Below are 21,873 nucleotides of genomic sequence, written 5' to 3'. Positions count from 1 at the left end.
CTGCTCCTTCTGAAGTGCGTTTAACGCGGCGTGGCTAATCCCAGACGCTCACCGCGATAGCTGCCGTTAAGAATTGCCTGCCACCATTGCGGGTTTGCCAGATACCAGTGCACGGTTTTACGAATGCCGCTCTCAAAGGTTTCCTGCGGCGTCCAACCCAGCTCACGCTCAATTTTACTGGCGTCGATGGCGTAGCGCTGGTCGTGGCCGGGACGATCGCTAACAAAGGTAATCAGGTCACGGTAGCGGCTCAGGTGCGGTGCACGCTGCTGCGGCGCCAACTCATCCAGCAGATCGCACAGCGTTTCCACCACTTCAAGATTACGTCGCTCGTTATGACCACCAATATTGTAGGTTTCCCCTACTTTGCCGCTGCTCACCACGCTATACAGCGCCCGCGCGTGATCCTCTACATATAGCCAGTCGCGTATCTGGCTGCCGTTGCCATACACTGGCAGCGGTTTGCCCGCCAGCGCATTAATGATGGTGAGTGGGATCAGCTTCTCCGGGAAATGATACGGTCCGTAATTGTTGGAGCAGTTAGTGATGATGACCGGCAAACCGTAGGTGCGCAGCCAGGCGCGCACCAGATGATCGCTGCTGGCTTTGGTCGCCGAATAGGGGCTGCTCGGCGCATACGGCGTGGTTTCGGTAAAGAAATCGTCGCTACCGTGCAGGTCACCAAACACTTCATCAGTGGAGATATGGTGCAGAATGAAGCCTTTTTTGCGTTCATCTGCCATGCCATTCCAGTAATGACGCGCCGATTCCAGCAGCTGATAGGTGCCGACAATATTGGTTTCGATGAAGGCGATAGGTCCATCGATCGAGCGGTCAACATGACTTTCTGCCGCCAGATGCATAATGCAATCCGGTTGATAGTGTGCCATGACGCGATCCAGCTCAGCGCGATGGCAAATATCCACCTGTTCGAAGGCGAAACGTGCATTCTGTTGCACCGGCGCCAGCGACGCCAGATTGCCGGCATAGCTTAGCTTATCGACCACCACCACGCGGTGTTCGGTGTTTTCAAGCAGAAAACGTACCAGCGCAGAACCGATAAATCCTGCCCCGCCGGTCACCAGAAACTGTTTCATCGCCAAACGCCTTTGGTATCAACAATCCACGGCTGGGCAATCTGGGCCGCATCAATCGCGCGGAACTGTGCGTGATCAACCAACATCACCAGAATATCCGCCTGCTGCAGCGCTACGTCCGTGGCAACCAGCGTGGCTTCGTGCGCCAGACGTTGCGGAATGTCTTCCACATGCGGTTCAACCACCCAGGTTGCGCCGCTGTGCCACTCGGCAATCCGATGGGCGACGCTCATCGCCGGACTTTCGCGCAGATCGTCAATATTCGGTTTGAAGGTCAGACCAAAGCAGGCAATGGTGACATCGCTGGCGCGTTTTCCGCTGGCGGTGAGGCACTCTGCTAACGCCTGCTTTACCTGATCCAGCACCCAGCCCGGTTTGGCATCATTCACTTCACGTGCGGTGCGAATCAGTCGCGCCTGTTCTGGATTCTGCGCCACGATAAACCACGGATCGACGGCGATACAGTGCCCGCCGACGCCCGGTCCGGGTTGCAGGATGTTGACGCGCGGATGGCGATTCGCCAGCGCTATCAGCTCCCACACGTTGATGCCCTGCTCGGCGCAAATCAGCGACAGCTCATTGGCAAAGGCGATATTCACATCGCGGAAGCTGTTTTCTGTCAATTTGCACATCTCGGCGGTACGCGCATTGGTTTCCACACACGCGCCGCGCAGGAAAATGCGGTACAGCTCGCTGGCGCGTGCGGAACAGGCTGGCGTCATGCCACCAATGACGCGATCGTTTTCCAGCAGTTCAACCATCACTTTGCCGGGCAAAACGCGCTCCGGGCAGTAAGCGATAAACACATCGCACGCATCACCGTGCTGCGGGAAACGCAAATCGGGACGCGCCGCCGCCAGCCATTCCGCCATTTGCTCGGTGGCGCCCACCGGCGACGTCGATTCGAGGATCACCAGATCGCCCGCTTTTAACACGGGTGCAATCGACAGCGCCGCGGCCTGCACATAGCTGAGATCCGGCTGATGGTCGCCGACAAACGGCGTGGGCACGGCGATCAGGAATGCATCGGCGGCTTCGGCCTGTGTAGTCGCACGTAGATGACCGGCACGCACGGCTTCGCGCACCACATCACCCAACTCGGGTTCCACGATATGGATATCGCCACGATTGATGGTTTCAACGGCGCGGACATTAATATCCACCCCAACGACTTTCTTTCCCTTTGAGGCAAAAACGGCTGCCGTTGGCAGCCCAATGTAGCCCAGTCCGATAACGGAAATGGTTTCAAAACGCATGGTTACACTCTGTGTTGTTTTAGGGCCTGCAAGATGCGCGCGCAGGCATGGCCATCGCCATACGGATTGTGCGCGCGACTCATTGCCTGCCAGGCTTCATCGTCCTGCAACAGCAGGCTGACTTCAGCGACAATTTTACTGATATCGGTGCCGACCAGTTTCACCGTGCCTGCCTCCACCGCTTCCGGACGCTCGGTGGTATCGCGCATCACCAGCACCGGTTTGCCTAATGACGGCGCTTCTTCCTGAATGCCACCGGAGTCGGTGAGAATCAGCCATGAGCGATTCATCAGCCAGACAAACGGCAGATACTCTTGCGGCTCAATCAGGATGATATTCTCGATGCCACTGAGAATGCGGTTAACCGGCTCGCTGACGTTGGGATTGAGGTGCACGGGATAGACAATTTGCACCTGCGGATGCTGGCGCGCGATTTGCGCCAGCGCACTGCAAATGCGTTCAAAGCCGTCGCCAAAACTTTCGCGGCGATGACCCGTAACCAGAATGAGTTTTTTGTCAGCGTCGAGGAACGGATAGCGCGCGGCGAGGCGGGCATTGAGATCGGCATCGTCCAGCACGCGATCACGCACCCACAACAGCGCATCAATCACCGTGTTGCCCGTCACGAAAATGCGCGCATCCGGCAGATTCTCGCGCAGCAAATTTTGTCGCGAATTTTGCGTGGGCGTGAAGTGATAACTGGCGAGATGGCCGGTGAGCGTGCGATTGGCCTCTTCCGGCCACGGCGACATCAGGTTGCCGGTACGCAATCCCGCTTCTACGTGACCCACCGGAATCTGGTGATAAAACGCCGCCAGGCTGGCCGCAAACGTGGTGGTGGTATCGCCGTGCACTAACACCACATCCGGCTGGAAATCAGCGAGTACGGTTTTCATGCCCTGCAGAATGCGGCTGGTGATCTCCGTCAGTCCTTGTTCCGGGCGCATGATATTCAGATCATAATCAGGCTGCAGCTGGAACAAACGCAGCACCTGGTCGAGCATTTCACGATGTTGTGCGGTGACGCATAGGCGTGACTCGAACGCAGCATCCTGCGCCAGCGCCTGCACCAGCGGAGCCATTTTGATCGCTTCAGGACGCGTGCCAAATACCGTCAGAACTTTCACGTGGCTTCTCTTAATGGCTCGTTGCTAACATTGAACGCGGACGACGCACCAGCGCCACTCCCGCACCGACCAGCGCGCCAATTACGCCCCACATAATCATCATAAACAGGCGGCGCGGACTATCGCGCGACACCGGCTCTTCCGGGGTGCGCAAATAGCGGTAAGTCTGGAATTGTTTATCCAGACGCGGACCGGCCTGCAGCGTACTCAGCATCGCTTTATTTTGATCATAGCTTAAATCGTAAGCAGGCCCGCTGGCTTGCAAGGTGTCGAGTTGCGCCTGCAGCATTTGCTGACCCAGCAGGAAACGATCGCTGTCTGGCAGCGCTTCGCCGGTTGCCGGCGCGCGGTTCTCTTTAATCCCCTGCTCGCTCGCCACTTTCAGCGCCTGCTCGATGCGCTGACGTTGACGTTCAAATACCGCCTGCGCCACTTCCTGCTGGCGGTTAACCTGCGACGCCAACTGCACGCTGCGCGCCTGCCAGGCGCCTTTCAGCTCCGCATTAAGATGACGCGCCGCACGCTCGCTGGCGTAGGCAATATATTGACGCAGCAGATTGTTAGCATCGCTGGCGGTTTCGGCCACCAGCTTAATGTTATCTAAGATATTGCGCGCCGGGTCGGCAGCGGTGAACTGAATGTTGGTGATCAGGTCGTCGAGCAGCGCCGCATCGTTGTGCGCGTTACCGCTTTTGCGGCTTTTGAAGTATTCGGTCTGCTGCCAGAAATCACGGCGCGTATCCCATGATGCCAGCTGCATGGTGAACTCCTGATAAACCTCATCCATCACGGTCGGCGCTGGCGAACTGAGATTGAGCGTATTGGTGCGCACATCCAGATTATTGAGGAATTGCTGCTGTACGAAGAAATCACCCAGCATATTGACCGTTGGACGATCGGTCACCGCCGTGGTGCTCCACGCCTGCTTCATTAACATCGATGCTAACCAGGCAACTAGCGCAAACAGCAGCGCCAGACCGATAATCCAGCGTTTACCACGCCAGAGTGTGCAGCCAAGGCCACGTATATCCAGTTCGTTCTCCACAACGACAGAGGTCATAACAAAATCCTTATCAGGGTACTTTCTGGGTAATTTATTTTTTATCTTCGCTGCTTTGCCAGCGACGTTTAATGCGACGGATTTTGCGCGCCACGCGCCATGCGTGTTTCAGGCAATAGCCATAAAGGAGGAATGCCATCATGAACAGCACCAGCATCACCCATTCCGGGATGAAAGCCAGATACTCGCCGAGCACACCAATACCCGCCAGAAGCGCGGCGGCGACGGTAATCAGCAGGAACGCCTGACGTGACGTGAATCCGGCGCGCATAATTAAATGGTGGATGTGCTGGCGGTCAGCGGAAAACGGGCTCATGCCTTTGCGCAAACGGCGATACATAATCGCCACCATATCCATCAGCGGAATCGCGATCAGCCACAGCGCGGTGACGGGCGTGATCGGATGGCTGAGGCCTTGGGTGGTTTCCAGCAGAATCCAGATGATGGTGAAACCGATCATGGTGCTGCCGGCATCGCCCATAAACACTTTGTAGCGACGGCCAATCAAGCCGAGATTAAGCAGGATATAAGGAATGGTGGCGGCGATCATCGCGAAGCACCACATGGCGAGGCTGGTCTGGCCGTCGAAATAGAGAATGATGCCCATGGCGGCGAAAGTGACGCTGGAGAGGCCGCCAAGCAGGCCATCAATCCCATCCACCATATTGAACGCGTTGATGGCGGCCCATACGGCGAATAGCGTCAATACGTAGCCAAAGGGACCGACAATTAACTCAACCGGCCCGATAATGAAGCCCAGACTGAGCAAATAGAGTTTGGCGCCGACCATCATCACGATGGCAACCGCCGCCTGCACCAGCGCGCGAATTTTTACGCTGATATCGAAGCGATCGTCCAGTGCGCCAACCAGCACCAATACGCCCGCGCAACTCAGATACAGCATCGCGTGCGGCAGATAATAATTTGAAATGGCAAAAGCGAAGCAGATTCCCGCGTACACGGAAATGCCGCCAACTAACGGAATGGCGCCATGGTGCCTTTTTCTGGAGTTTGGTGTGTCCACAAGCCCAATTTTTTTAGCTGCTTTGCGAGCAAAAAACAGGAACACTAAAGTAAAAAGAAAAACTAAACCAAGCTCAGTACTCATAGTGAGTAAATTCACGTTAATGCTCTCAGCTAAAATCGTGGACAACAATATGCAAAACACCCGCCATTGCCGTATATCCCTATTCCGAATTCTGCTACAGAAAAGTCTGATTGCTGAAAAAACAAACGAATCTCTGTCACAGTCAATATAAAAGCTTCCTGACTGCGCTAATCCTAATGCCCATAAATAAAAAACGCCACGTTAAGACGTGGCGTTAGCAATATTTCCTGGCATATTGTGCGAATCACCGCTTGGCTTAGCGACTCGCCGATCGCAACTTAGGAACGCTTCATCATATCGAAGAATTCGTCGTTGGTTTTCGTCATGGCCAGTTTGTTGATGAGGAACTCCATCGCGTCGATTTCACCCATTGGATGGATGATTTTGCGCAGAATCCACATCTTCTGCAGCTCTTCCTGCGTAGTGAGCAGCTCTTCTTTACGGGTACCGGAACGATTGTAGTCAATCGCTGGGAATACACGCTTCTCGGCGATTTTGCGCGAGAGGTGCAATTCCATGTTACCTGTACCTTTAAACTCTTCGTAAATCACTTCGTCCATCTTCGAACCGGTATCAACCAGCGCGGTCGCGATGATGGTCAGGCTGCCGCCCTCTTCCACGTTACGTGCCGCACCGAAGAAACGCTTCGGACGATGCAGGGCGTTAGCATCCACACCACCGGTCAGCACTTTACCTGATGCTGGAACCACGGTGTTGTAGGCACGCGCCAGACGCGTGATGGAGTCAAGCAGGATGATCACATCTTTCTTGTGCTCAACCAGGCGCTTGGCCTTCTCGATCACCATCTCAGCAACCTGCACGTGACGTGACGCTGGCTCATCAAAGGTCGAAGCGATCACTTCACCTTTAACCAGACGCTGCATCTCGGTCACTTCTTCCGGACGTTCGTCAATCAGCAGCACCATCAGCAGGCAATCTGGATAGTTGTAGGCGATGCTCTGCGCGATGTTCTGCAGCAGCATGGTTTTACCCGCTTTCGGCGGCGCCACAATCAGACCACGTTGACCACGACCAATCGGAGAAGCCAGATCCAGTACGCGTGCGGTCAGATCTTCAGTCGAGCCATTACCGCGTTCCATACGCATACGCTTGCTGGCGTGCAGCGGCGTAAGGTTTTCGAACAGAATCTTGTTACGCGCGTTTTCCGGCTTGTCATAGTTAACTTCATTAACTTTCAACAGCGCAAAGTAGCGTTCACCCTCTTTTGGCGGGCGAATCTTGCCAGAAATGGTGTCACCAGTGCGGAGGTTGAAGCGGCGGATTTGGCTAGGAGAGACGTAGATATCATCGGGACCGGCGAGGTAGGAGCTATCTCCAGAACGGAGGAAACCAAATCCGTCCTGCAATATCTCCAGCACACCATCACCAAAGATGTCTTCGCCGCTTTTTGCGTGCTGTTTCAGGATAGAGAAAATAATATCCTGCTTGCGCATACGCGCCTGGTTTTCCAGCCCCATATTTTCGCCGAGGGTAATCAGCTCAGAAACCGGCGTATTCTTTAATTCGGTAAGATTCATAGTGATGGGTTCTTAAACTCGGGGTAATTCTCGAAATGATTGTCGTGAGTGGTATGGCAAAAATTCCATGCCTGTTAATGGCTCTTTTTCAACTCAGCTCGACGATTATCGTCAGATGTGGCGATAGGAAACGAGGAGACAGTCGAAAGATGATGCCGAATGTGCTAGTCATCAGATTGCCAAACCACGATAACGTTCATTGCGAGTAGGGTCTGACAAGGGAAAACTTAGATGCAAACTACAAGGTAAGAGCGTAATGCAGTGAAATTAACTTAACACGCTTAAAGTGAGACGTCCAGCAGTGGCGAAAAAATTCACCACTGCCGAACAAACACCGCGCCGGGCTTAGGCCAGGTTGGCGTTCAGGAACTCTTTCAACTGTCCTTTAGACAGTGCGCCAACCTTGGTTGCCGCCACTTCACCGTTCTTGAACAGCAGCAGAGTTGGGATACCGCGGATGCCATATTTTGGCGCTGTACCCGGGTTGTCATCAATGTTCAACTTAGCGATGGTAAGTTTACCTTCGTACTCTTCTGCGACTTCGTCGAGAATTGGGGCGATCATTTTGCAAGGACCACACCATTCAGCCCAGAAATCTACCAGAGTGACACCGTCTGCTTTCAGTACGTCTGTGTCGAAACTGTCATCGGTCAAGTGAACGATCTTATCGCTGCTCATGTTTAACTCCAAAAGATTGCGCCTGGCGAATTGGCGGAAATGATACCAACGTAGGTTGACTTTATTTCATCGGATACGCTTTCGTAAAGCGCTAGTAAGCTGATATTCTACCACACTATGAGCAAAACACACTTAACTGAACAGAAGTTTTCCGACTTCGCCCTGCACCCTCAGGTGGTAGAAGCCCTTGATACCAAAGGCTTTTCTAACTGCACGCCTATCCAGGCGCTCGCATTGCCTTTTACGCTTTCAGGGCGTGATGTTGCGGGTCAGGCGCAAACCGGTACCGGCAAAACGATGGCGTTCCTGACGTCAACGTTTCATTATCTTCTTTCTCATCCTGCCGCAGAAGGTCGCCAGATCAATCAGCCACGTGCGCTGATCATGGCCCCGACGCGTGAGCTCGCCGTACAAATTCATGCCGATGCAGAACCGTTAGCCAAGGTCACTGGCTTAAAGCTGGGCCTGGCTTATGGTGGCGACGGCTACGATAAACAGCTGAAAGTGCTGGCTGATGGTGTCGATATTCTGGTGGGCACCACCGGACGTCTGATTGACTACGCCAAGCAGAACCATGTCAACCTGGGCGCGATTCAGGTTGTTGTGCTGGATGAAGCCGATCGCATGTTTGATCTCGGCTTTATTAAAGACATTCGTTGGCTGTTCCGCCGCATGCCGCCGGCCACCCAACGCCTGAGTATGCTGTTCTCTGCAACCTTGTCTTACCGCGTGCGTGAACTGGCGTTTGAGCACATGAACAACGCCGAATACGTGGAAGTGGAACCCGAGCAGAAAACCGGCCACCGCATTAAAGAAGAGCTTTTCTACCCTTCAAACGAAGAGAAAATGCGCTTGCTGCAGACGCTGGTAGAAGAAGAGTGGCCAGATCGCGCCATTATCTTTGCGAACACCAAGCACCGCTGTGAAGACATTTGGGGCCATCTGGCTGCCGATGGTCATCGCGTGGGTCTGCTGACGGGTGATGTAGCGCAGAAAAAACGTCTGCGTATCCTCGATGACTTCACCAAAGGCGATGTGGATATCCTGGTTGCCACCGACGTCGCGGCACGGGGTTTACACATTCCTGCCGTCACGCATGTGTTCAACTACGATCTGCCTGACGATCGTGAAGACTACGTTCACCGTATTGGTCGTACTGGCCGCGCGGGTGCCAGCGGTCACTCCATCAGCCTGGCGTGCGAAGAGTACGCGCTGAACCTGCCGGCAATCGAAGAGTATATTGGTCACGGTATTCCGGTCAGCAAGTACAACAGCGATGCGCTGATGAGCGAACTGCCACCGCCGAAACGTCTGCAACGCAGCCGCTCGGGTAACGGCCCACGCCGTGGCGGGAACAACAGTAACCGTCGGAGCGGCGCGCCGCGCAATAGCAACCGTAAACGTTCGGGTTAAGCACACCATGCTAAGCGCATCGTCACTTTATGCAGCGATTGATTTAGGTTCTAACAGCTTTCATATGTTGGTGGTGCGCGAGGTGTCTGGCAGCATTCAGACCGTCGCGCGGATAAAGCGCAAAGTGCGTCTGGCGGCTGGCCTCGACAAAGCGAATCACCTCTCCGCTGAGGCGATGCAACGCGGCTGGCAGTGCCTGAGGTTGTTCTCCGAACAGCTGCAGGATATTCCTCCGGAACAAATCCGCGTGGTGGCAACCGCCACGCTGCGCCTTGCCGAAAATGCGCAGGATTTCCTCACAACGGCTGAACACATTCTTGGCTGCGCGGTGAATGTCATCAGCGGCGAAGAGGAAGCACGCCTGATTTATCAGGGCGTAGCGCATACCACCGGCGGTTCCGATCAGCGTTTAGTGGTCGATATCGGCGGTGGCAGCACCGAACTGGTGACTGGCGAAGGTTCACATGCCACCACGCTGTTCAGCTTGTCGATGGGTTGCGTAACCTGGCTTGAACGCTACTTCAGCGACCGTCATCTGGCCAAAGAGAATTTCGAGCAGGCCGAACTGGCCGCGCGCGAGATGATCCGTCCGGTGGCCGCTGCGCTGCGCGAAAAAGGCTGGCAAATCTGCGTCGGAGCGTCGGGCACCGTACAAGCGTTGCAGGAAATTATGATGGCGCAGGGCATGGATGAGCGCATCACCCTAAGCAAACTGCAACAGCTGAAACAGCGCGCGATTCAGTGCGGCAAGTTGGAAGAGCTGGAAATTGAAGGATTGACGCTGGAGCGCGCCTTAGTGTTCCCGAGCGGTTTATCGATTCTCATCGCTATCTTCCAGGAACTCAGCATTGAAGGCATGACGCTAGCCGGCGGCGCACTGCGCGAAGGTTTAGTGTATGGCATGCTGCATCTGCCGGTGGATCGTGATATCCGCAGCCGCACATTGCAGAACGTGCAGCGTCGTTTTGCCATTGATATTGACCAGGCCGGTCGCGTACGTCAGTTGGCGGAAAGTTTCTTCCGTCAGGTGAGCAGCAGTTGGAAGCTGGATAACCGATGTCGCGATCTACTCCTTAGCGCCTGTTCTATCCACGAAATTGGCCTGAGCGTCGATTTCCGCCAGGCACCGCAACACGCCGCTTACCTGATTCGTCATCTCGATCTTCCTGGCTTCACTCCCGCGCAGAAAAAAATGCTGGCTTGCCTGCTGCAGAACCAAAGCGGCAGCATCGATTTAGCCTTGCTGACCCAGCAAAACGCCGTACCGCCGCGCATGGCGGAGCGTTTAAGTCGTTTGCTACGCTTAGCGATTATCTTCTCAAGTCGTCGTCGCGATGACACTTTGCCTGCCGTGCGTTTACAGGCGGATGATGATGCACTGCATTTGACGTTGCCGACCGGTTGGCGCGAAGCGCATCCGCTGCGTTCTGAGCTGTTAGAGCAGGAGAGTCATTATCAGTCCTACGTGCACTGGTTACTGACGATTTCCTGATTGGGATTGCGCTGGCTGTCCTCCATCCCGACCTTCCCCCGCCCGCGGGGGAAGGAGATGCTGCCACATGCAATTTCCGACTCACATATAGCAGCATCTTCCTCCCCCATTCATGGGGGAGGACCGAGGAGGGGGACTGCGAGCACGGACCGGGAACTCAACCCTTCTTCGCATTCTCCAGCATCGCTCTCAACCCCGCGACGCGCGTCTGCCCGGTCTTCACGCGCTCTTCGGCGCTCACCACTTTTTTCTCGCGTTCCCACACCACATCGTCCTGCGGCAACTCCAGCAGGAAGCGACTCGGTTCCGGGCGCATCAGCTCGCCATACTGGCGGCGTTCCCGGCACAGCGTAAAGGTCAGCTCTTTCTGCGCTCGCGTAATCCCCACGTAAGCCAGACGCCGCTCTTCCTCGATGTTGTTCTCATCGATGCTGCTCTGGTGCGGCAATAACCCCTCTTCCATGCCAACCAGATAGACATACGGGAACTCCAGCCCTTTTGAGGCGTGCAACGTCATCAGCTGCACCTGATCGAGCTCCTCGTCGCTTTCACCGCGCTCCATCATGTCGCGCAGCGTAAAGCGCGTCACCACCTGCGCCAGCGTCATCGGCTCGTTCAGCTCATCGCCTTCCAGCATCTCGGTCATCCACTGGAACAGCAGGTTAACGTTCTTCATGCGCATCTCAGCGGCTTTCGGGCTGGGCGAGGTTTCAAACAGCCAGCTTTCGTAGTCGATGCCGCGAATCAGATCACGCACCGCATTCACCGGCTCGCGTTCGGTCAGCTGGACGATTTCACTCAGCCAGTGCGTAAAGCGCTGCAGATGCTCCAGTCCGCGCCCGCTCAGCGTTTGCTCCAGCCCCATATCGAAGCTGGCGTTATACAGGCTTTTATTGCGCAGGTTGGCCCATTCGCCCAGCTTCTGCAGCGTTGCCGGACCAATCTCACGGCGCGGCGTATTCACGATACGCAGAAACGCGCTGTCATCTTCCTGATTGGTCAGCACGCGCAGATAAGCCAGCAAATCTTTGATTTCCGGACGAGAAAAGAACGACGTGCCGCCCGAGATACGATACGGAATACGGTTCTGCATCAGCTGCTTCTCGAACACGCGTGACTGATGATTGCCGCGATAAAGAATGGCGTAATCTTTATAGGCGGTTTTGTTGATGAAGTGATGCGCGATCAATTCGCCCGCCACGCGTTCCGCTTCGTGGTCTTCGTTATTCGCGCTCAGCACCTTCAGCTCGCTGCCCTGCCCCAACTCTGAGAACAGGCGCTTCTCAAATACGTGCGGATTGTTGGCGATAAGGATGTTGGCCGATTTCAGGATGCGCTGCGTCGAGCGATAATTTTGCTCCAGCTTCACCACTTCCAGCGCCGGGAAATCTTGCTGCAGCAGCACCAGGTTTTGCGGACGCGCGCCACGCCATGAGTAAATCGACTGATCGTCATCGCCCACTACGGTAAAGCGCGCGCGCGCACCCACCAGCAGCTTCACCAGCTCATATTGGCTGGTGTTGGTGTCCTGATACTCATCCACCAGCAGATAGCGGATGCGCTGCTGCCAGCGTTCGCGCACTTCCTGATTGCGCTGCAGCAGCAGCGTGGGCAGCGCGATTAAGTCGTCGAAATCCAGCACGTTGCAGGATTTCAGGTGTTGGTCATACAGCTGATAACAGTGAGCAAAAATCTGGTCACGCTGCGATTGCGCCAAACCCGCTGCGCCCTGCGGATCGACCAGATCGTTCTTCCAGTTGGAGATGGTGGAAATCAGCTGCTGTAACAGCGTCTTGTCCTCTTCCAGCCACTGTTTGGTCAGGTCTTTAAGCAAGGCCAGCTGATCCTGATCGTCGAACAGCGAGAAGCTGGCTTTCATTCCCAGCGCCTTGTATTCGCGTTTAATGATCTCCAGTCCCAGCGTATGAAAGGTGGAAATCATCAGGCCGCGTGCCTCTTTACGCCCCAACGTCTGCGCCACGCGCTCTTTCATCTCGCGCGAGGCTTTATTGGTAAAGGTTACGGCGGCGATATGGCGCGCCTGATAGCCACATTCGCGGATCAGGTGGGCGATTTTGTTGGTGATCACGCGGGTTTTACCCGAGCCAGCACCGGCCAGCACCAGACAAGGACCGGTGACAAATTCGACAGCTCGTTGTTGGCCGGGGTTTAAACGCATAACGGAATTCGCTCAGTTGAATCAAAAGAAAGGAGGTTATAATGGCCGGATTATACACATTAGGACTTCATCATGGCGAAAACCGCGGCGGCTTTACATATCCTCGTGAAAGAGGAAGCGCAGGCCAAATCCCTGCTGGCGCAACTTGAGAAAGGGGCGAACTTCCAGCAGCTGGCAAAGAAACACTCTACCTGCCCATCCGGACGCAACGGCGGTGATTTGGGTGAGTTCCGTAAAGGACAAATGGTACCGGCATTTGATAAGGCGGTCTTCTCCTGTCCGCTGCTACAGCCTTACGGACCGGTGAAAACCGCCTTTGGTTACCACATCATCAAAGTGCTGTGGCGTAACTGATCACTTCTGATTCTTCATCTGCTGCAGCACATTACTGCACTGATTGTCGTCAGTATCGCTAGGCGAAATCAGTGCGATCAACGCAGCGGCGGGAGCAACCACCGCCCCGAGCGCCACCGCTGCGGCACCGCGTGCAATCAGCGGTCCGGCTTTCACCCCGGCATCCGGATTTTTGAAGGTGCCGCGCACATACAGCGGCGAACGCAGCGTGATGATGCGAATCCCTTTACTCTCCGGATTGATTGACAGGTCCATGCGTTCATTCGCGAAATTAACGTTGCCGGTCACGTTGATCACCGCGTTCTCGGTATCCAGCAGGAACAGTTTCGGCGTCGCTAAGCCCTGACGAATATTCATATCGGTCGCCGCGCAGTTGATCTTCACTTCATCATCGCCGAACAGCTTACCCACTACATAGTTACCGACGTTCAGTCCGGCAATCTCCATCAGGCTGCGACTGATCAGGCCATCATTCATCAATAGCTTCAGTTCGCCATTGCTGGTGCCGAGCAGATCCGCCACCGAATTGCCGGTGCCGCTCAGCGAGGCATCGCCGTTGAGCTGGCCCAAACTGTTCTGCATCGCCGTAACATCCGGGAACAGCTGACGCAGCCGCAGCTTACGCACGTGCAAATCGGCACGTCCGCGCATCGGGCTGCGGTCGCCCTCCAGATGAATGGTGGAGTTGATGCTGCCGCCGGCCATACCGAAGCGCAGCGGATCGAGCAACAGGTCGCCGTTTTTCAGCTGCAGATGCGTATAGAGATCGCTGAGCGGCAGCTTGCTGCTGTGTTCAATGCGTTTGCCGCTGAACTTCACATCCGCGTCCATCACGTCCCAGCTCTTGGTATCAAACTTGTCGTGTGGCAACACGCGATCGGCGGGCTGCGATGAGGCTTCGCCGCGCTGCGCTTTGGCCTGCTGCGTTTTCTCGCTGCCTTTGCCGGAGTTGACGCCAATCAGCGGCCCCAAATCTTCCATCCGCAGCTGGTTCGAGGTCAATTCACCGGTCAGCGTTGGACGCGGTTTGCCCTGACGATAGGAGAGCGAGCCGTGAATATCGCTGTCGCCGATGTGGCCGTTAAACTTCTCGTAGCGGAATAGCGGCCCTTTCGCCTCATTGAAACGCGCAATCAAATGGCCGTCGGTTTCATAGGGCGGCGTATCGGGCAGCAGCACGCCGGTCAGGCCATACAGATTGGCCAGCGTATCGCCCGCAAAGCGCAGACGCACATCAAGTCCGCCAAGATTGAGCGGATCCTGCAAGGTACCGTCAATACGTACGCGCGTGGTGCCATTACGCACATCCACCTGCAGCGGGAACGGCGTGGTTTTACTGCGCAGCGATAACATGCCGCCAATTTTACCGTCGCCATCCAGCTTCTGATTGTTGTAAGTGCCGTTCGCCTGCCAGCCAAAGACAAAATCACCCGCGCCTTTCTGCTGATCGTCACCGCCCGCCACTTGGGCGTAGGGCACCGGTTTGCCCAGCGGATTGATGGTCACTGTGACATCGGCTTTATTGACGGCGTCGCGATAGCGCACTTGTCCCTGATCGAACAGGATGTTGTCGAGGCGGAAGGACCAGGTAGAAGGCGCGGCGTTAGCATCGCTGTTCTGGCTGCTGGCGAGATCAAAGGTCCAGTTATTCTTCTTATCTGCGGTTTGCACCAGCCGCGCATCCGGCTTTTGCATCTTGATCCACGGCAGGTAGATCTGCTGATGCAGCAGCGCCAGCGGTGCAATGGTGGCTTCAACCCGCTGCAGATGCACCATGGTGACATCAGGAATAGAGGGCGGATTGCCGAGCATCACATCATCGGCATGCACCTGCGGCCACGGCACCCAGCTGCGCCAGCCAGGTTCTTCACGGTTGCGAATCCAGGCCACGCCGAGATCGCCGCGAATCGCGAAAGGTCGGTTCAGTTCGGCTGAAACTTTTTGATTAATCGTTGGTTTCAAGCGGTTCCAGTCAAAGGTGGCGATGAGCACCACAATCACTACAACCAATAACAAAAAAATCCCGAACACCCAGCTCAGGATCTTTCGAGTACGTGACATATTGCTTCCTCCTTGCCCTTCCACGTCTGACTAAGGATAGTCGAGACGCCGCGGAACGGGATCAGGGAAGCTCAAGAGCCATACGTTCCAGCTCGCTAAACGGCACCGGGCGCGAGAAGAAGTAGCCCTGCGCCGCCATCGCTGGCGAGCTACGCACCTGTTGCCACTCCTCTTCGGTTTCCACGCCTTCAACGATGACGCCGTTGCAGTAACGGTTAATCAACGCCAGCAGCATTGAGAACATCGAGCGGCCTTCATCGCTGGCGCGCAGCAGCATAAACAGCTCGCGCGAGAGTTTGATGTAGTCGTAACGCAGTTCGGTCAGCGCGGAGAAGTTCGCCATGCCAGAGCCAAAATCATCCAGCCACAGCGGCCCAAGTTCCGGCATCTTCGCCACCATCTCTTCCTGCGGCAGCGCATGATGCTCCGTTAGCTCGAAGCGCACCCACGGCAGTTGCGCGATCAGCGTGCGAATCGACTCATGCTTCTCAATCTCCATCAGCGTTGGACCGTCGATATTCACTGACGCCACTAGCTGACGCTGATTGAAAAACGCTGACCATGTTATCAGCAGCTCGAGTTGTTCCTGGACGACACCAAGCCGCTGCGCGATAGTCAGTGCTTCAAAATAGTCTTCGGGCGACAGCTTTTTTTCTGGCACGGAGGGATGGGTAACCGCCGTCAGTAATTCAATAGCCAGCATGCGGCCTGAGACCTGGTAAATCGGCTGGAAAGTATAGAATCGTTGGCACTGCTGCCAGAAGAGACGCGTTTCCTGTTGTTGCTCCAATTCATTTGAAACAGGCAGCCGATGACTCAAATTCTTCATCACCATGGTTTTTTCCTGGTTGGTGTTGAGTGCCTGCAAATAGCATCTCAGCGGCAAGTATCGGCGATCGCCGGGATAACTTTATCAATCTCGTTAGTCCCATGAAGAGTTGAGTGTAACAGCGTGCTTCGCACTTAATCGGCAAAACAAAACGCGCTTTGGCCGCTAAATCACCGTGGCGCAGGCGGTTTGCTACCTTAAGTTAAATCAAAACATCGTTTTAAAAACCATTGACGACTGCCATACCAGACGCGAGACTAAGGCAGAATTCACTACAGGCTGAAGACCATGACGCAGAAGAAAATCGCTATTATTGGCGAATGCATGATTGAGCTGTCCGAGAAAGGTGAGAACATCAAACGCGGTTTTGGCGGCGATACGCTGAACACGGCGGTGTATCTGGCGCGTCAGTCAGATAAACAGCTGCGTGTCGATTATGTCACCGCACTCGGCACCGACAGTTTCAGTGACCAGATGATCGCCGCCTGGCAACAGGAAAATGTCGAAACCGCGCTGGTTCAGCGCCTCGACAATAAAATGCCGGGTTTGTACTTCATCGAAACCGACGACCACGGCGAGCGGACCTTCTGGTACTGGCGCAACGACGCCGCCGCCCGTTTCTGGCTGGACAGCGCGCAAGCGGACGCGATTTGCCAGCAGCTGGCGCACTATGATTTTCTCTATTTGAGCGGCATCAGCCTGGCGATTCTGCCTGCGGCCAGTCGCGAAAAACTGATGTCGCTGCTCAGCGCCTGTCGCCAGAACGGCGGCAAGGTGATTTTCGATAACAACTATCGGCCGCGTCTGTGGGCCGATAAAACCAGCGCTCAGCAGGCGTATGCCGAGATGCTGCGTCATACCGACATGGCATTTCTGACGCTCGACGACGAAGATTTGCTGTGGGGCGAGCAGCCGCTGGATGCGGTGATTGCCCGCACACGCGCTGCGGGCGTGCAGGAAATTGTCATTAAACGCGGTGCGGACTCCTGTCTGGTGGCGGTTGGCGATGAGCCGCTGCGCGAGGTCGCCGCCATCAAGCTGGCGAAAGAGAAAGTGATCGATACCACCGCGGCTGGCGACTCCTTCAGCGCTGGTTATCTGGCGGTGCGTTTAGCCGGAGGAAGCGCCGAAGATGCCGCCGCTCGCGGTCATCTCACCGCCAGCACGGTGATCCAGTATCGCGGGGCGATTATCCCGCTCAGCGCGATGCCGAAATAACCTAACCACCTGCACCAACCGTAGCGGCGCAATTGATTGCGCGATGAATCGCGCCGCTACAAATCTCCTCGCTATTCATTACCTGTGCTAACCAACCCGCCCGCGCAGTTTGCCTTAACGCAGCATTTTTCCCTGCCAATTTCCGCTAACGACCTGACTCATCCACTTCTGTAACAAAAGCGGTATTACTTCTTCACTCACGCTAATCAGATCGATTTAAATTCAATGCGTTATGGCAGGAAATCTGGCCGCCAGGCATAGTCCGAAACTGGCGAAATCGGCGGTTTTCGGCTGGACGCCAGCAGCAAAAAAGACCATGTTTTAATCAACAACAGCAGGACGCTGTTACTCCGGCCGCGAAAAAAATAACGACAACATGACTCGCTCAGGACTGACTTATGCACACAGAAATCATCAATATCTGGCCACACGGTGATGCGCCAGGCGCGAGCGATTCGCGCGCTCAGCCGCAGATCGTCGATCTCGCCAAAGAGTATGAACCTTATGACCGCGCCGCCACCGGCGTGCGCTGCCCGGAAATTGCCATCTGGCATCCGGAAACCTCGAACGGCATCACGCTGCTGGTCGCGCCGGGCGGCGGTTATCAGCGGGTGTTGATTGACCGCGAAGGCAGCGCGCTCGCCACCTTCTTCACGTCAATGGGCTACACGCTGGCGGTGATGACGTATCGCCTGCCGTATGACGGTCACCATGAAGGTCCAGACGCGCCGCTGGCCGATGCGCAGCGTGCGGTGCGCGTGCTGCGTGAACGTGCGCAGCGCGGGCTGAACGGCAAATATATCGTGATGATGGGCTTCTCGGCGGGCGGACACGTTGCCGCCAGCCTCGGCACCCGCTTTGGCGAGAAACTCTATCCGGTGCAGGACCAAGCCGACAGCTTCACACCGCGCCCGGATGCGATGGTACTGCTCTATCCGGTGATCAGCATGCGTGAAGGTCTGGCGCATGAAGGTGCACGCACCCGCTTGCTCGGCGCATGGCCGGATCAGAAGATGGTTGATGCTTATTCGCTAGAGACGCGCGTGCACGCACAAACGCCACCGACGCTGCTGATTCACGCTTCCGATGATGAATCGGTTTCGGTGAACAACAGCATGGTGTTCTTCAGCGCGCTGCGTGAGCACAAAGTGCCGGTGGAGATTCACTTCTACCAGAAAGGCGGCCACGGATTTGGTATCCGTGGCGTGGCAGATTTACCGCTCGCCAGTTGGCCGATGCTGGTAACCGAGTGGCTACGTGCTAAGACCTAATGTTTAGGATGATGGCGCGGTCTGATCCGCCGCGCCTGCGCTGTTATCCGGTTTCACTTCTTCCGGACTCGCGGGTACCGCTGGCGGTTCGGGTAGCTTCATCACTTTATCCCAGCTTTCCTGCAGCATCTTCACGTTGGTCTCAGCTTCACCCTGCGGCTGAATCAGCACCATGGTCAGCTCCTGCGACAGTTGCTGGCGCAGTTCCTGATTTAGCTGGTCGCGCGTCATTTCGCTGAGGAAGGTTTGACGCAGCTTCTGATACTGCTCAGGCGCAATGTCCACCACCGCGTTTTGCTGCGAGCGCAGACGCTGGCCCATCAGAATATCGGTGTCGGTGCGGGCGTATGTGGCAAACAGCTTGTTGAGCTCCAGCAGCTTCTGCGCCATCAGCGCATCAAACTCTTCCTGCGGTAACCCTTTGTCGCGCACCGCCGCCAGCTCTTTCGCCACCTGATTCATATTCTGCGGCAAAGAGGCATTCGGGCTGTCCATGTTGATCGAGCACTGCGCACGTTGATAGAGCACGCGGCAATCGAAGCCAACCTGCACGCTTTGCGCTTTGCTGTCAGCCAGCGCGCGCTGCACATGCCAGAACAGCGATTCACGCGCTAAATCGCTCTGCCAGTAGCGCTGCAAGTTCTGCGAATCACGAATCGGCTGCCATGCGGTGTCCCACACCAGCGACAGGCGATCCTGATTCATGCCGCCATTCACCAGATTCACCGGCTGATGCGGCAGCGGTGACAGCGTCGGTAGCGCGGCAGGTGCAACACGCTTACCTTTCAGCGGCGCAAAAGCTTTGTTGATCTGCTCCGCCATGCTGCGGCTATCGACGTTACCTACTACGTACAGCGTCATGCCGTCGGGCGTGTACCACTGCTGATAGAAGCTGTTGAGCTGTGCGATATCCACCGGCGCGCGCGGTTGCTCGCCGGGATCGTGCGCCAGCATCGCCGAGCCTTTCAGGCGATAGCGCCACCACACATCCTGCGTATTGGCAGGCCAGGTGGCAATCGGATCGGTCGCCATTAATGCGGTAGAAACCACCTGCTCATTAATCGTCATTTTCCCGGCGGTCGCCGCCAGCCAGCTGAGCGCTTCTTTCAGCAGATCAGGGCGGTTGTTCGGCAAGCTCAGGTTGTATTGGGTGTAATCGTACGACGAAATAGCGGGTGGCAGCGGACGTTGCGGATCCATGGCTTGCTGCCACAGCGCACGTTGCTGATTGGTGTCCAGCGTGGCGTTGTGCACCATCGCTAAACGCGGTAAAAGATGGCTATAGCCGGTTTGTTGCGCACTCTCCACCAGCGAACCGGTGTTAACAATCAGGCGCAGCTCAATACGATCGCTTGGACGTTGTGGTGTGGTTAGCAGCTGCCAGCTAAAACCATTGTCCAGTTTGCCTTCCTGCCAGGCGGGATCGGGTTGGAGCGTCTCGGCGTGCACGCCAAAACCGGACGCTGCCAGTAGCAATCCGCCAACCAAAAGCCGAATTCTGGTGCCCTGCATGTGAACCCCTACTCAAACAGATCAACGCTCGTTAGCGCGGCATGTTCGGTCACATCTGGGGTGACCGGCGCGGCATTGTGCCGCCACGTTTATTTAATAACAGACTCTTTGACCACGAGAAGGTCAGGATGTCGCGCAACGAGGCAAAAAATCGGGAAAAAAATCAATGGGGTTTATTATGCAAATGCCCGCTGTCAGGGCAAGCCACAGCGGGCATTTCTCGGCAAATTAACGCAAATAGCAGGTTATGCGGCGGTTTCTGGTGCGTTATTCACCTTTTTCCCGGCAGAAAGCGTCGCATTCAGTTGTTTCTCATCCAGCTGGCCGACCCACTTCGCCACCACGATGGTCGCCACGCCGTTGCCCACCAGATTGGTCAGCGCACGCGCTTCGGACATAAAGCGGTCGATACCGAGAATCAGCGCCAGGCCCGCAACCGGTAAATGTCCCACCGCTGACAAGGTCGCCGCCAGCACGATAAAGCCACTGCCGGTTACACCCGCTGCGCCTTTTGAGGAGAGCAGCAGCACCACTAACAGCGTGATTTGGTGGAACACATCCATATGAGCGTTGGTCGCCTGAGCGATAAACACCGCCGCCATGGTGAGGTAAATCGAGGTGCCATCCAGGTTGAAGGAGTAGCCGGTTGGAATCACCAGCCCCACCACCGATTTCTTACAGCCCAGCTTCTCCATCTTATCCAGCATGCGCGGCAGCGCAGACTCGGAAGATGACGTGCCCAGCACAATCAGCAGCTCTTCTTTGATGTAGGCGACAAATTTAAAGATGTTGAAGCCAGCGAAGCGTGCAATCAGCCCCAACACCACCACCACGAACAGCACGCAGGTGATATAGAAGCAGATGATCAGCTGCCCCAACTGCACCAGCGAGCCGACGCCATATTTACCGATGGTGAAGGCCATCGCCCCGAAGGCACCGATTGGCGCGAGACGCATAATCATGTTGATCACGCCGAAGATCACTTTCGAGAAGCTCTCAATGACGTTGAACATCACGGTGCCGGCGCTGCCCAGGCGATGCAGGGCGAAGCCGAACAGGATAGCGAACAGCAGCACTTGCAGAATGTTGCCGCTGGCAAAGGCACCAATGACGCTATTCGGGATCACATCCAGCAGGAAGGCGACCACACCTTGCTGCTCCGCCTGCTGCGCGTATACCGCGACTGCTTTAGCATCCAGCGTGGCTGGATCAACGTTCATGCCCACGCCAGGCTGCACCACGTTAACCACCACCAAACCGATGATCAGCGCGATGGTGCTGACCACTTCAAAGTACAGCAGCGCCACTGCGCCCGTACGTCCAACGGCTTTCATGCTCTCCATGCCGGCAATACCGGTCACCACCGTACAGAAAATCACGGGGGCGATGATCATCTTGATCAACTTAACGAAACCATCGCCAAGCGGCTTCATTTGCGCGCCTAACTCAGGATAGAAGTGGCCCAACAGGACGCCGATGCCGATGGCAACCAGTACCTGAAAATAGAGGCTTTTTAAGATTTTCATAACAGGTGTCCAGTAAGACGGTTCGCACCGTCATTGTTGTGGAGAACGCATGCGGCAAGCCGCCAGAAGCGTAAAACCTTACCGATGGCGAGGAAAATAACACCCTGTTAACAAGATTAATATCCCCTACTATTCCTTACAAAAGTTACAAAAC

The 21,873-nt window shown here is 55.7% G+C and carries 17 protein-coding genes; 5 read left to right on the top strand and 12 right to left on the bottom strand.

The window, feature by feature from the left end; translation table 11 throughout:
* Nucleotides 1-20 precede the first annotated feature (20 nt).
* From rfbB to trxA, 7 genes are all read right to left on the bottom strand, one after another.
* A complete protein-coding gene (gene rfbB, locus IB226_RS20725; protein ID WP_192236880.1) occupies nucleotides 21-1,097 on the bottom strand; it encodes a dTDP-glucose 4,6-dehydratase in 1,077 nt (358 codons plus the stop codon).
* Complete coding sequence (gene wecC / locus IB226_RS20720; RefSeq protein WP_192236879.1) at nucleotides 1,094-2,353, bottom strand: UDP-N-acetyl-D-mannosamine dehydrogenase; 1,260 nt, start codon at nucleotides 2,351-2,353, stop codon at nucleotides 1,094-1,096. The genes rfbB and wecC overlap by 4 nt, the downstream gene beginning before the upstream one ends.
* Before the next feature lie 2 nt (nucleotides 2,354-2,355).
* On the bottom strand, nucleotides 2,356-3,480 hold the full coding sequence (wecB, locus tag IB226_RS20715) for a non-hydrolyzing UDP-N-acetylglucosamine 2-epimerase (RefSeq protein WP_101763773.1): 1,125 nt from the start codon (nucleotides 3,478-3,480) through the stop codon (nucleotides 2,356-2,358).
* Nucleotides 3,481-3,490: 10 nt separating this feature from the next.
* Nucleotides 3,491-4,540, bottom strand: a complete 1,050-nt coding sequence (gene wzzE / locus IB226_RS20710; protein WP_101763774.1) for an ECA polysaccharide chain length modulation protein — start codon at nucleotides 4,538-4,540, stop codon at nucleotides 3,491-3,493.
* A 34-nt stretch (nucleotides 4,541-4,574) separates the two neighbouring features.
* Nucleotides 4,575-5,648, bottom strand: a complete 1,074-nt coding sequence (wecA, locus tag IB226_RS20705; protein ID WP_110867910.1) for a UDP-N-acetylglucosamine--undecaprenyl-phosphate N-acetylglucosaminephosphotransferase — start codon at nucleotides 5,646-5,648, stop codon at nucleotides 4,575-4,577.
* Nucleotides 5,649-5,926: 278 nt separating this feature from the next.
* Nucleotides 5,927-7,186 carry a transcription termination factor Rho gene (rho, locus tag IB226_RS20700; protein WP_008105744.1) on the bottom strand — a complete coding sequence of 420 codons (1,260 nt, stop codon included), beginning with the start codon at nucleotides 7,184-7,186 and terminating at the stop codon, nucleotides 5,927-5,929.
* Nucleotides 7,187-7,531: 345 nt separating this feature from the next.
* Complete coding sequence (gene trxA / locus IB226_RS20695; protein ID WP_008105741.1) at nucleotides 7,532-7,864, bottom strand: thioredoxin TrxA; 333 nt, start codon at nucleotides 7,862-7,864, stop codon at nucleotides 7,532-7,534.
* A gap of 117 nt (nucleotides 7,865-7,981) precedes the next feature.
* On the opposite strand from trxA, the gene rhlB reads away from it, so the two are divergent.
* Both rhlB and gppA read left to right on the top strand, forming a co-directional pair.
* Nucleotides 7,982-9,277: an ATP-dependent RNA helicase RhlB gene (gene rhlB, locus IB226_RS20690; protein WP_110867909.1), complete on the top strand. Its 1,296-nt coding sequence runs from the start codon at nucleotides 7,982-7,984 to the stop codon at nucleotides 9,275-9,277.
* A 7-nt stretch (nucleotides 9,278-9,284) separates the two neighbouring features.
* Nucleotides 9,285-10,769 (top strand): guanosine-5'-triphosphate,3'-diphosphate diphosphatase, encoded by a 1,485-nt coding sequence (gene gppA, locus IB226_RS20685; protein ID WP_192236878.1) that lies wholly within the window; start codon nucleotides 9,285-9,287, stop codon nucleotides 10,767-10,769.
* Between the two features lie 157 nt (nucleotides 10,770-10,926).
* On the opposite strand, the gene rep is transcribed toward gppA, so the two are convergent.
* Entirely contained in the window at nucleotides 10,927-12,948 is a 2,022-nt protein-coding gene (rep, locus tag IB226_RS20680; RefSeq protein ID WP_137384900.1) for a DNA helicase Rep, read from the bottom strand.
* 72 nt (nucleotides 12,949-13,020) lie between these two features.
* Here rep and ppiC point away from each other — a divergent pair, with 72 nt between their 5' ends.
* A complete protein-coding gene (gene ppiC, locus IB226_RS20675) occupies nucleotides 13,021-13,302 on the top strand; it encodes a peptidylprolyl isomerase PpiC (RefSeq protein ID WP_008105734.1) in 282 nt (93 codons plus the stop codon).
* Here the strand turns inward: ppiC and IB226_RS20670 are convergent, their stop codons facing one another.
* Nucleotides 13,303-15,363: an AsmA family protein gene (locus IB226_RS20670; protein WP_192236877.1), complete on the bottom strand. Its 2,061-nt coding sequence runs from the start codon at nucleotides 15,361-15,363 to the stop codon at nucleotides 13,303-13,305.
* 61 nt (nucleotides 15,364-15,424) lie between these two features.
* Entirely contained in the window at nucleotides 15,425-16,198 is a 774-nt protein-coding gene (gene pdeH, locus IB226_RS20665) for a cyclic-guanylate-specific phosphodiesterase (protein WP_192236876.1), read from the bottom strand.
* A 282-nt stretch (nucleotides 16,199-16,480) separates the two neighbouring features.
* Between pdeH and IB226_RS20660 the strand changes: the two genes are divergently transcribed.
* Nucleotides 16,481-17,410 (top strand): sugar kinase, encoded by a 930-nt coding sequence (locus IB226_RS20660; protein ID WP_192236875.1) that lies wholly within the window; start codon nucleotides 16,481-16,483, stop codon nucleotides 17,408-17,410.
* 398 nt (nucleotides 17,411-17,808) lie between these two features.
* Nucleotides 17,809-18,681 (top strand): alpha/beta hydrolase, encoded by an 873-nt coding sequence (locus tag IB226_RS20655; RefSeq protein ID WP_137384896.1) that lies wholly within the window; start codon nucleotides 17,809-17,811, stop codon nucleotides 18,679-18,681.
* Between the two features lie 3 nt (nucleotides 18,682-18,684).
* Here IB226_RS20655 and IB226_RS20650 read toward each other — a convergent pair whose 3' ends face one another.
* Together IB226_RS20650 and IB226_RS20645 are read right to left on the bottom strand one after the other, a co-directional pair.
* Entirely contained in the window at nucleotides 18,685-20,193 is a 1,509-nt protein-coding gene (locus IB226_RS20650) for a pitrilysin family protein (RefSeq protein WP_192236874.1), read from the bottom strand.
* 245 nt (nucleotides 20,194-20,438) lie between these two features.
* The gene (locus IB226_RS20645; RefSeq protein WP_101763784.1) at nucleotides 20,439-21,719 is read right to left on the bottom strand and encodes a dicarboxylate/amino acid:cation symporter; all 1,281 of its coding nucleotides are present in this window, start codon (nucleotides 21,717-21,719) and stop codon (nucleotides 20,439-20,441) included.
* Nucleotides 21,720-21,873: the final 154 nt, after the last annotated feature.

The organism is Pantoea sp. PNT03 (assembly GCF_014852515.1).
Taxonomy (GTDB): Bacteria; Pseudomonadota; Gammaproteobacteria; order Enterobacterales; family Enterobacteriaceae; genus Pantoea; species Pantoea leporis.
This window is presented reverse-complemented; position numbering and strand designations above follow the sequence as displayed.

Bases quoted from the DNA above. Each gene is read 5' to 3' on its own strand.
- wzzE (WP_101763774.1), bottom strand. From the start codon at position 4,540: ATGACCTCTGTCGTTGTGGAGAACGAACTGGATATACGTGGCCTTGGC.
- rho (WP_008105744.1), bottom strand. From the start codon at position 7,186: ATGAATCTTACCGAATTAAAGAATACGCCGGTTTCTGAGCTGATTACC.
- rep (WP_137384900.1), bottom strand. From the start codon at position 12,948: ATGCGTTTAAACCCCGGCCAACAACGAGCTGTCGAATTTGTCACCGGT.
- rfbB (WP_192236880.1), bottom strand. From the start codon at position 1,097: ATGAAACAGTTTCTGGTGACCGGCGGGGCAGGATTTATCGGTTCTGCG.
- IB226_RS20655 (WP_137384896.1), top strand. From the start codon at position 17,809: ATGCACACAGAAATCATCAATATCTGGCCACACGGTGATGCGCCAGGC.
- wecC (WP_192236879.1), bottom strand. From the start codon at position 2,353: ATGCGTTTTGAAACCATTTCCGTTATCGGACTGGGCTACATTGGGCTG.
- wecA (WP_110867910.1), bottom strand. From the start codon at position 5,648: ATGAGTACTGAGCTTGGTTTAGTTTTTCTTTTTACTTTAGTGTTCCTG.
- IB226_RS20670 (WP_192236877.1), bottom strand. From the start codon at position 15,363: ATGTCACGTACTCGAAAGATCCTGAGCTGGGTGTTCGGGATTTTTTTG.
- IB226_RS20660 (WP_192236875.1), top strand. From the start codon at position 16,481: ATGACGCAGAAGAAAATCGCTATTATTGGCGAATGCATGATTGAGCTG.
- IB226_RS20645 (WP_101763784.1), bottom strand. From the start codon at position 21,719: ATGAAAATCTTAAAAAGCCTCTATTTTCAGGTACTGGTTGCCATCGGC.
- rhlB (WP_110867909.1), top strand. From the start codon at position 7,982: ATGAGCAAAACACACTTAACTGAACAGAAGTTTTCCGACTTCGCCCTG.
- ppiC (WP_008105734.1), top strand. From the start codon at position 13,021: ATGGCGAAAACCGCGGCGGCTTTACATATCCTCGTGAAAGAGGAAGCG.
- IB226_RS20650 (WP_192236874.1), bottom strand. From the start codon at position 20,193: ATGCAGGGCACCAGAATTCGGCTTTTGGTTGGCGGATTGCTACTGGCA.
- gppA (WP_192236878.1), top strand. From the start codon at position 9,285: ATGCTAAGCGCATCGTCACTTTATGCAGCGATTGATTTAGGTTCTAAC.
- trxA (WP_008105741.1), bottom strand. From the start codon at position 7,864: ATGAGCAGCGATAAGATCGTTCACTTGACCGATGACAGTTTCGACACA.
- pdeH (WP_192236876.1), bottom strand. From the start codon at position 16,198: ATGGTGATGAAGAATTTGAGTCATCGGCTGCCTGTTTCAAATGAATTG.